Origin of the sequence: Peptoniphilus timonensis JC401, from assembly GCF_000312025.1 — a bacterium.
Taxonomy (GTDB): Bacteria; Bacillota; Clostridia; order Tissierellales; family Peptoniphilaceae; genus Peptoniphilus_A; species Peptoniphilus_A timonensis.
Map to the genome: position 1 here is coordinate 186,392 of NZ_HE978593.1, position 9,432 is coordinate 195,823.

General features: G+C 31.2%; 7 protein-coding genes and 3 tRNA genes. 5 read left to right on the forward strand and 5 right to left on the reverse strand.

Annotated elements, in window-relative coordinates; genetic code table 11:
• Positions 1-61 precede the first annotated feature (61 nt).
• Both HGPT_RS00945 and sfsA read right to left on the reverse strand, forming a co-directional pair.
• The gene (locus HGPT_RS00945) at positions 62-232 is read right to left on the reverse strand and encodes a hypothetical protein (RefSeq protein WP_019138023.1); all 171 of its coding nucleotides are present in this window, start codon (positions 230-232) and stop codon (positions 62-64) included.
• Positions 205-921, reverse strand: coding sequence for a DNA/RNA nuclease SfsA (gene sfsA, locus HGPT_RS00950; RefSeq protein WP_019138024.1), 717 nt, complete (start codon positions 919-921; stop codon positions 205-207). The genes HGPT_RS00945 and sfsA overlap by 28 nt, the downstream gene beginning before the upstream one ends.
• Positions 922-1,023: 102 nt before the next feature.
• On the opposite strand from sfsA, the gene HGPT_RS10285 reads away from it, so the two are divergent.
• Together HGPT_RS10285 and HGPT_RS00955 are read left to right on the forward strand one after the other, a co-directional pair.
• On the forward strand, positions 1,024-1,191 hold the full coding sequence (locus HGPT_RS10285; protein WP_019138025.1) for a cysteine hydrolase family protein: 168 nt from the start codon (positions 1,024-1,026) through the stop codon (positions 1,189-1,191).
• Positions 1,166-1,525, forward strand: coding sequence for a cysteine hydrolase family protein (locus HGPT_RS00955; RefSeq protein ID WP_019138026.1), 360 nt, complete (start codon positions 1,166-1,168; stop codon positions 1,523-1,525). The genes HGPT_RS10285 and HGPT_RS00955 overlap by 26 nt, the downstream gene beginning before the upstream one ends.
• Before the next feature lie 167 nt (positions 1,526-1,692).
• Here the strand turns inward: HGPT_RS00955 and HGPT_RS00960 are convergent.
• The 3 genes from HGPT_RS00960 to HGPT_RS00970 form a co-directional block, all read right to left on the reverse strand.
• Positions 1,693-1,768, reverse strand: a tRNA-Phe gene (locus HGPT_RS00960).
• A gap of 7 nt (positions 1,769-1,775) precedes the next feature.
• Positions 1,776-1,852, reverse strand: a tRNA-Ile gene (locus tag HGPT_RS00965).
• 7 nt (positions 1,853-1,859) lie between these two features.
• Positions 1,860-1,951, reverse strand: a tRNA-Ser gene (locus HGPT_RS00970).
• 259 nt (positions 1,952-2,210) lie between these two features.
• On the opposite strand from HGPT_RS00970, the gene HGPT_RS00975 reads away from it, so the two are divergent.
• The 3 genes from HGPT_RS00975 to HGPT_RS00985 all read left to right on the forward strand — a co-directional run bounded on the left by HGPT_RS00975 (position 2,211) and on the right by HGPT_RS00985 (position 9,275).
• Positions 2,211-4,268 (forward strand): heavy metal translocating P-type ATPase, encoded by a 2,058-nt coding sequence (locus tag HGPT_RS00975; protein ID WP_019138027.1) that lies wholly within the window; start codon positions 2,211-2,213, stop codon positions 4,266-4,268.
• A 269-nt stretch (positions 4,269-4,537) separates the two neighbouring features.
• On the forward strand, positions 4,538-4,708 hold the full coding sequence (locus tag HGPT_RS00980; protein ID WP_019138028.1) for a DUF362 domain-containing protein: 171 nt from the start codon (positions 4,538-4,540) through the stop codon (positions 4,706-4,708).
• A gap of 289 nt (positions 4,709-4,997) precedes the next feature.
• Entirely contained in the window at positions 4,998-9,275 is a 4,278-nt protein-coding gene (locus HGPT_RS00985; protein ID WP_019138029.1) for a 2-hydroxyacyl-CoA dehydratase, read from the forward strand.
• Positions 9,276-9,432 lie beyond the last annotated feature (157 nt).

A 9,432-nucleotide genomic window follows, 5' to 3' on the forward strand; every position in this document is an offset into this window, starting at 1 on the left:
CTTTTCATAATCAAGATCATAATCATAAATAATCACTGTGGAAACTACTCTTTTATTATCTTCAAGGACAAAAATATTTTTGTTTGCTATTAGTATTTTTAAAATTGTCCAAGTTTGGTTTATCTTGACCCTGCCATTGGTTTATGCCAAGAGATTTTAATTTAAGAGAGCCATCTTCATAAATTTTTTCAATTTCTATTCTATCTATCTCTCTTGCAAGTCTAAATTCCATTTTTCCTCCAAGACAACTGGCACACTGTCTGCAATTTCAATTTTATTTCTTTCTACATAAGAATCATAAGCGAGGACTTTTACTCCAGTTTTACTAGCCCTTAAAAGTTCTTTAGAAAAGTTTTTGTCAGTAACATAATTTGGTGTGAAAAACTCTACATCCTTCATTTGAATTACAAATAAGATATAAGTTAAGTAATCTTCACTAGAATCAATAAGACCTTTTATGTGTTTTAAGCCTCTTTTTGTTGGAGCATCGGGAAATGCAACTATTCCATTATTTTCTAGAGTAACACCTTTTACTTCCATAAGAGCCTTTTTTCCCTGGCCTTCAAGATAAAAATCAAAGCGAGAATCACCGTGAGTGTATTCTCTTTTTATTTTACTGTATTTAAAGCCAAGATTAATTTTATTTTGAAGAAGAGCTTCTTCTACGACTTGGTTGGGAGCTTGAGAGTCTATATTTATAATTTTTTCGCCTTTTACAACTGCTATTAAGGTATAAGAAGTTTTTCTCTTTTTATTGTCATTGTAAGTTACAAAAACTTTAGTGCCTTCTAAGAGAAGTTCCTTGCATCTGCCAGTGTTTGGCACATAGACTTCTAAAATCTTTGAACCTTTTTTGCAATAGGAGATAAATCTATTCTTTCTGTATAAAAATTCTGCTTTTAAAACGCTCTTGTATTTCATAATTCACCCCAAAATATTATACAAGTAACTTCTATTTATGTAAAATATAGAGTAAGATATTGAAAAGGAGGTAGCTAATGGACGTTTTTAGTTGTTATTGATATGCAAAATGACTTTGTAACAGGATCTCTAAAGACAAAAGATGGGGAAAATTTTTTAAAAAAGATTGTAAAAAAAGTAAATGAGTTTGATGGGGAAGTGGTTTACACACTTGATACTCATTATGATGATTATCTTTTAACAAATGAGGGAAAAAAATCTCCCTATTGAACATTGTATAAAGGGAACTTGGGGTCATGAAATTCCAGATGAATTAAAGAAAACAAAATCTTTTGAAAGTGCAAAGAAGTTCGAAAAAAATACTTTTGCTTCAGTAGAACTTGGAGAGTATTTAAAAGAGCAAGACGAAAAAGAGGGAATAGAAGATATTTATTTTCTAGGTCTTGTTGCAGATATTTGTGTAATATCAAATATTTTATTAGTTAAGGGATTTTTGCCAGAGAAAAATATTTATATCTATAAAAATCTTACAGAGGGTTTAAGTGATGCTAAAAAAGCATCGGCAATAGATGTTTTAGATTCATGTCAAGTAAAAGCAATATAAAAAATAAAAAATCCTATCCTTAAATAATTTAGGGATAGGACTTTATTTTTATAAGAATTTATAATTATGTAAAAATTTATTTAATCTTTACAAGTTCATAACAATATCCTTACATAAATATTAAACTTATAAATAAAAAAATAGTACCAAATGCTTGGTACTATTTGTGGTGCCCAGAGCCGGAATCGAACCAGCGACACGAGGATTTTCAGTCCTCTGCTCTACCGACTGAGCTATCTGGGCAAGTAAATGGTGGGCCTTCAGGGACTTGAACCCGGGACCTACCGGTTATGAGCCGGGCGCTCTAACCAACTGAGCTAAAGGCCCTCACCATTGGCGGAGAAAGAGGGATTTGAACCCTCGCGACCCTAATCGGGACCTACTCCCTTAGCAGGGGAGCCTCTTCAGCCACTTGAGTATTTCTCCAAATTGAAGGTCACTCTTTAGCAACTTACTTTAACTATTCTAAAGGAATATGTTATTTTTGTCAACTGTTTTTAAAAGTTTTTACAAGAAATTTAAAAAACGGTTTTCTTCGGCTTCACTTGCTTTAGTATTATCTCACATAATGTAAAAAAATAAAGACTTAATTTAAATCCATTGACATAAAAAATGAAAGTTATATAATGAATATATGAACAAGTATCGAAATGAAATTGGTTAATATAAAAGAGGTGATTAAGTTATGAATAAATATATTTTCCACTTAAAAGGACTTACTTGCCAGAATTGTGCAAATAAGATTGAAGAAGACCTTAAAAAAAGAGATGAATTTAAGGATCTTCACTACGATTTTTTAAATGATGAGCTTGTATTTAAGTCCGATAAAGATGAAAATTATTTAAAAACTAAAACACAAGAGATTGTGGATTCTATCGAAGAGGGAGTTGTAGTTACAGAGGATTTTGAAGAAGAATTTGAAGAGGAGGAAGAGGAAGAAAACTTTTCCATATATAAGTGTATTTTTGCTTTTGTAGGACTTATTGTTTTACATTTTGTTGACTTAAATGAAAAAGCTAGTCTTATTTCTTATTTAGTTTTATACCTCGTGATTGGATTTGATGTAATAAAAGCTTCTATTACAAAAATTTCTTCAGGAAACTTTATGGATGAAAAATTCTTAATGACAATTGCATCTATAGCTGCCATTATATCTGGCGAATACGCTGAAGCTGTTGCTGTTATGTTATTTTATAGTCTTGGCGAAATAATCCAAGATAAGGCTGTGGATTCATCAAAGGATTCTATCAAAGAAGCTTTAAAATTAAAACCAGAATTTGCAAATTTAATTAGCCAAGGCGAGATTAAAAAAGTTGATCCCAGTGAAGTTTCAATAGGACAAAAGATTTTGATTAAGCCTGGAGAAAAAGTTCCTCTTGATGGAAAAATAATAAAGGGGTCTTCTAATCTTGATACTTCAAATATATCTGGAGAATTTGCACCAGTTTCTCTTGAAGTAGGAGATGAAATTATTTCCGGATTTGTAAATTTAGATTCTTCCCTTGAAGTTGAAGTAACAAAGACTTATAAGGAAGGAACTATTGCAAAAATTATTGATATGGTAAAAAATGCCAGCGTCAATAAGGCTAAAGTGGAGAAATTTATCACTCGCTTTGCAAAAATTTATACCCCAATAGTAATTGGTCTTGCAGTAATTTTATTCTTATTCTTAAATTTTGCAACAGACCATACTGCCAAGGAAGCACTTTACAGAGCAGCCATATTTTTGGTTATTTCCTGTCCATGTGCTCTTGCAATTTCTGTTCCACTTACAATTTTTGCAGGAATTGGCTCTCTATCTAAAAGGTCAATTTTTGTAAAGGGAGGTAACTCCATTGAAGCTCTAACAGATATTGATGGAATTGCCTTTGACAAGACTGGCACAGTGACAAAGGGAGAATTTGAAATTGCAGAAGTTGAAGAGATTTCTGCTAAAAAAGATGAAATTTTAGAGATTGCTTCAGTTGGCGAAGCTTATTCCACTCACCCAATAGCCAAGGCTATTGTAAAAGCTTTTGAAACTAAGAAAGTTCCTGAAAATTTAAAGAACATTGGTGGAAAGGGAATAGAGTTTGAAATTGAAGGGAAGTCCTATATTGTTGGCAACAGAAAATTAATTGATGATTTTAATATAAAAATTGATAAAGATTACACTTCAAATTATGTCGATGTTTTTGTAGCTGACAAAGAAAAAGTTCTTGGAATTATTAAGCTAAAAGACCAAATTAAAGATGGAGTTAAGGAAAGTGTAAGTGACCTTCACCAAAGAGGAGTAAAAACTTATATGTTTTCTGGAGACAAGGACTCTGTTGTCGAAGAAATTGCAAAAGAAGTTGGAATTGATTATTATAAGGGATCTCTTCTTCCAGAGGACAAGGTAAGTGAAATTAAAAAAATTGAAAAAGACAAAAGAATTGCCTTTGTTGGTGACGGAACTAACGATGCACCTTCACTTGCATCAGCATATTTAGGTATAAGTATGGGTTCTGGATCAGATATTGCCATAGAAACTTCTGACATTGTTCTTTTAAAAAATGATATTTCTTCTATTGTAAGAGGAATTGATATAGCCAAGAGGGTAAAGAAAATTGCCTACCAAAATATTTTCATTGCCTTGTTCTTAAAAGTTGTAGTATTAGGACTTGGAGCAGTAGGATATGTATCAATGCCTCTGGCAGTTTTTGCTGATGTAGGTGTTGCCTTACTTTGTATTGTCAATTCACTTAGGGTTTTTAAAGAATAATAAATCATAGTAAAATGCTATGATTTATTAGCTTTAATGAATAGTTTAGTATTTTGAAAAACAATATTTCTCTTATTTTAGAATGTTAATTTGTCTAGAAGTCTTGAAAACACTAGACCAAAATAAATATTTATAAGGGCTATATATTTTCACCATAAAAAAATGATAATATTGATTGAAAAAATAAAAGTATTATGTTAATATAATGACAGAAGATATGAATATAAAGATTCATAAATTTTGGTATAATTTTATGGAGGTAAATAAAAATGGCATATGTAATTAATGATTCTTGCATCGCTTGTGGTGCTTGTCAACCAGAATGTCCAGTATCATGTATTTCTGAAGGAGACATTTATACAATCGACGAAAATCAATGTATCGATTGCGGTAGCTGTGCAGCTGTTTGCCCAGTTGGTGCTCCAAATCCAGAAGACTAATTTACTTAAAGAAAAGGTAGGCTATGGCCTATCTTTTTTTATTTGTAAAATTTTATTTTACCCATTATAAAAATCACTAAAGTAGTTTATAATATATGAGAAGCAAATGTTAAGAAATGTCTAACATTTAAATAATAAAAATCAAATTTCTTAAAAATAATTGTTGAATTTATAAAATTAAAGTGCAATAATTATTTATCTTAGAATATTTATTTAAAATAAATTTTGAAGTTAAAAGACTTTATTCATAAATTTTATGTGGCTTTTATTTTGAAAGGAGAAAGTGACTATGCTAATTCATATGGGATTAGATGTTGGTTCAACTACTGTAAAACTTGTAATATTAGATGAAAAATTAAATATCTTATATAAAACTTATAGAAGACATTTTTCTGATGTTAGAAAAACTGTCAAAGATGTAATAAATGAAGTATATCCTCAGTTTAAATACGACACTGTAACTGTTAATGTAACAGGATCTGGTGGATTATCTGTTCACGAATTTTTGGGAATTGATTTTGTTCAAGAAGTTGTGGCAGGAAGAGAAGCTATCTCATGTTTTATACCAAAGACTGATGTAGCAATTGAACTTGGCGGCGAAGATTCAAAAATAACTTATCTTAGAGGATCAGTAGAACAAAGGATGAATTCTATTTGTGCCGGTGGTACTGGAGCTTTTATAGATCAAATGGCTTCACTTCTTCAAACAGATGCATCAGGTTTAAATGAGATGGCAAAGGATTATAAGAAATTATATCCAATTGCTTCTAGATGTGGAGTTTTTGCAAAGACAGATGTCCAAGCTTTAATAAATCAAGGTGCAAGCAAGGCAGATATTGCTATTTCTGTTTTTCAATCTGTAGTAAACCAAACTATTTCAAACTTGGCATGTGGTAGACCAATAAGAGGAAATGTTGCCTTTTTAGGTGGTCCTCTTCATTTTCTTCCTATGTTAAAAGAAAGATTTGTTGAGACTTTGGATCTTGAAGAAGATGAAATAATTTCACCAGAAAATTCACAAATTTTTGTTGCTCTTGGAGCAGCTCTTTCTAGTTTTGATTCAAAGACAATGTCTTTTGTTGACCTTTACAACAAGGTAAATAACAGTGCCGATATTACAATTAAAGAAAGTGATGTTATGCCCGCACTATTTACTAGCGACGAAGAAGTAAGAGAATTTAGGGAAAGACATAAAACAAAATCACTTAAAAAGATTGATTTAAAATCTTATGAAGGACCAATTTATCTTGGTATAGATTCAGGTTCTACTACCTCAAAATTAGTTGCAATTTCAGAAAACAATGAACTTTTATATACTTTTTATGGATCTAATAAGGGAAATCCACTTGATATTGCCATAGAAAATTTAAAAGAAATTTATAGAGAAAAAAATGACAAGGCTTATTTTGCAGCTTGTGGAACAACTGGATATGGAGAGGAATTTTTAAAGGCAGCTCTAAATTTAGATTTTGGAGAAGTTGAAACAATTGCCCATTTCACAGCTGCTAGATATTTTGACCCAGATGTTGACTTTATTTTGGACATTGGTGGTCAGGACATGAAGTCTATGAAAATAAGAGATGGAGTTATTGAATCCATTCTCTTAAATGAAGCTTGTTCTGCAGGTTGCGGTTCTTTCTTAGAAACTTTTGCCCATTCAGTAAATATGAGTGCTGAAGAATTTTCTATTGAAGCGACTAAATCAAGGGAACCAGTTGATTTAGGATCTCGTTGTACAGTTTTTATGAACTCAAATGTAAAACAAGCTCAAAAAGAAGGAGCATCAGTACCAGATATTTCTGCAGGTCTTGCTTATTCTGTTATTAGAAATGCAATCCAAAAAGTAATAAAAGTAAGGGACCCAAAAGATTTGGGACAACACATAGTAGTTCAAGGTGGAACTTTCTTATCAGATGCAGTTTTAAGGGCATTTGAAAATTTGACTGGTGTTGAAGTGACGAGACCAGAAATAGCAGGACTTATGGGTGCCCTTGGCATGGCTTTAATTTCAAAAGAAAAATCAACAGGAAAATCAAAAATAATTTCTGAGGAAGAATTAGAAAAATTTGAATACAAGTCAATTTCAACAAATTGTAGACAATGTACTAATAACTGTGCCTTATCTGTAAATATATTTCCTAATGGAAAGAGATATATTACAGGTAATAGATGCGAAAAGGGTGCTGGTCATGTTAAAAATAAGGAAGATGAACTTCCAAACATGTTCCGTTATAAATATGAAAGAGTCTTTGACTACAAATCTCTACCAGAAAAAGAAGCACCTAGAGGACTTGTAGGAATTCCTAGAGTTTTAAATATTTATGAAAATTATCCTTTCTGGCATACTTTCTTTACTGAACTTGGTTATTCTGTAGTTTTATCTTCAAAGTCATCTAGAGAAATTTATGAAAAGGGAATAGAGACTATAACTAGTGAAACTGCTTGCTATCCAGCAAAAATTTCTCATGGACACATAGAAGATTTAATAGAAAAGGGAATTAAATTTATCTTTTATCCAGCAGTTTTTTATGAAGAAAGACAGTTTAAAAATGCAGATAACACACTAAACTGCCCAGTTGTTGCAGGATATTCTGAAGTTATAAAAAATAATGTTGACGATATTATTGATGGAAAAGTTAAATTCATGAATCCATTTATTTCCTTTGATGATAGGAAAAAGTTGGAAAAAAGATTGGCAGATGTTTTTGATTTTATTCCAAAAAATGAAGTAAAAAAAGCTGTTCGTGCTGCTTATGAAGAACAAGATAGGTATAGACTTGATGTTTTAAATGAAGGAAACAGAATTTTAGAAGAAGTAAATAGAAAAAATCAAAGAGCAATAGTTTTATCAGGTAGACCATATCACATTGATCCAGAAATTAATCACGGAATTCCAGAACTCATCACAAGTCTTGGACTTGCAGTTATATCAGAAGATGGAATAGCAAGAAATGTAGAAATTGATTCTAGGTTAAGAGTTCTAGACCAATGGAACTATCACTCAAGACTTTATAGAGCCGCAAAATTTGTTGGAGAACATGAAAACTTAGAACTTGTCCAATTAAATTCTTTTGGATGCGGTATTGATGCAGTAACAACTGATCAAGTTCAACATATTCTCGAATCTTATAACAAAATTTATACTGCCTTAAAAATAGATGAAGTTTCAAATCTTGGTGCTGTAAAAATTAGAATTAGATCCTTAATTGAAGCTGCTGAAAAAAGAGATTTTGAAAAAATTGATGCAGAACTTGAAGGACTAATTGATGATGACCCTGTTTTATTCACAAAAGAGATGAAGAAGGACTACACGATTTTAATGCCACAAATGGCACCACTTCACTTTAGTATCTTTGAACCAATATTAAGACAAGAAGGAATTAATATAAAAGTTCTTCACGACTCTGACAATAAGGTAGTAAATGAAGGACTGAAATATGTAAATAACGATGCTTGTTATCCATCAATTTTCGTAGTAGGACAATTTATAGATGCAGTAAAATCTGGAGAATATGACACAGATAGATTGGCACTTTTAATGAGTCAAACTGGTGGAGCTTGCAGGGCATCAAACTATGTTGGCTTTATTAGAAAAGCTTTAAAAGATGCAGGTTATGGTCATGTTCCTGTAATTGGGCTTTCTTTCCAACAAATAGAACAACATCCTGGATTTGAATTTGATAAAAGACAAATTGTAAGAATGGGAAGAAAATTAATACAGGGAATGCTCTATGCTGATTTAATTATGCGACTTACTCAAGCAACAAGACCTTACGAAGTTATAAAGGGTTCCACAAATATTTTGCGTGACAGATGGATTGACATAACAAGTTCAGAAGATTTAATTTACAATAAGAAATCTTTTATGACTAATGTAAATCAAATGGTTAACGAATTTAATAGACTTGAAATCACAAAAGAAAAGAAACCAAAGGTTGGTATAGTAGGAGAAATTTTAGTAAAATATCATCCAGCTGCCGATAATCACGTTGCCGATCTTCTAGAAAAAGAAGGTGCAGAAGTTGTAATTCCTGATCTAACTGACTTTATGATGTATTCCTTTAAAAATGCAAGAGCTAAAGCAGAAAAACTTTCAAAATCAAGATTTACTGCCTTTGCTTGCGAAGTTGGAATTTCTTATATAGAATCCTATAGAAAATATGTAAGAGAAGCGCTAGAAGGAACTAGATTTATTATTCCCGAAAAAATTGAAGAAATTATAAAATATGCAGAAAAATATGTGGACCTTGGAAATCAATATGGAGAAGGCTGGCTTTTAACTGGAGAAATGGTTGAATTAATAGAATCAGGCGTCGAAAATATTATATGTGTTCAACCTTTTGGTTGTCTTCCAAATCACATTACAGGCAAGGGTGTAATAAAGGCAATTAGATCCTCTTACGAAAAAGCAAATATTATTCCAATTGACTATGATGCATCTGCATCAGAAGTAAACCAATTCAATAGGATTAAATTAATGCTTTCCCAAGCAAAGAAAAATATGGAAGAAGGAGAAGACAAGTACAATAGAGGTTATCTAAAGAAAAAGGCAAGCTTGAAAAATTAAAAATAAATTTTATAGATTATATAAAAGTAAAACCCCTCAGATTAATTTGAGGGGTTTTTGCTATTGATTTTAAATTTATTAAATTATAAATTAAATTCTGTTAAAGATATTTTTTAAGGTTTGATCCTGTAATAAATTATTTTTTGAATCTTGTTTT

What these genes read in the sequence shown, in the direction of transcription:
- HGPT_RS00945 (WP_019138023.1), bottom strand. Translation starts at nt 232, where the DNA reads ATGGAATTTAGACTTGCAAGAGAGATAGATAGAATAGAAATTGAAAAA.
- HGPT_RS10285 (WP_019138025.1), top strand. Translation starts at nt 1,024, where the DNA reads ATGCAAAATGACTTTGTAACAGGATCTCTAAAGACAAAAGATGGGGAA.
- HGPT_RS00975 (WP_019138027.1), top strand. Translation starts at nt 2,211, where the DNA reads ATGAATAAATATATTTTCCACTTAAAAGGACTTACTTGCCAGAATTGT.
- HGPT_RS00985 (WP_019138029.1), top strand. Translation starts at nt 4,998, where the DNA reads ATGCTAATTCATATGGGATTAGATGTTGGTTCAACTACTGTAAAACTT.
- HGPT_RS00980 (WP_019138028.1), top strand. Translation starts at nt 4,538, where the DNA reads ATGGCATATGTAATTAATGATTCTTGCATCGCTTGTGGTGCTTGTCAA.
- sfsA (WP_019138024.1), bottom strand. Translation starts at nt 921, where the DNA reads ATGAAATACAAGAGCGTTTTAAAAGCAGAATTTTTATACAGAAAGAAT.
- HGPT_RS00955 (WP_019138026.1), top strand. Translation starts at nt 1,166, where the DNA reads ATGAGGGAAAAAAATCTCCCTATTGAACATTGTATAAAGGGAACTTGG.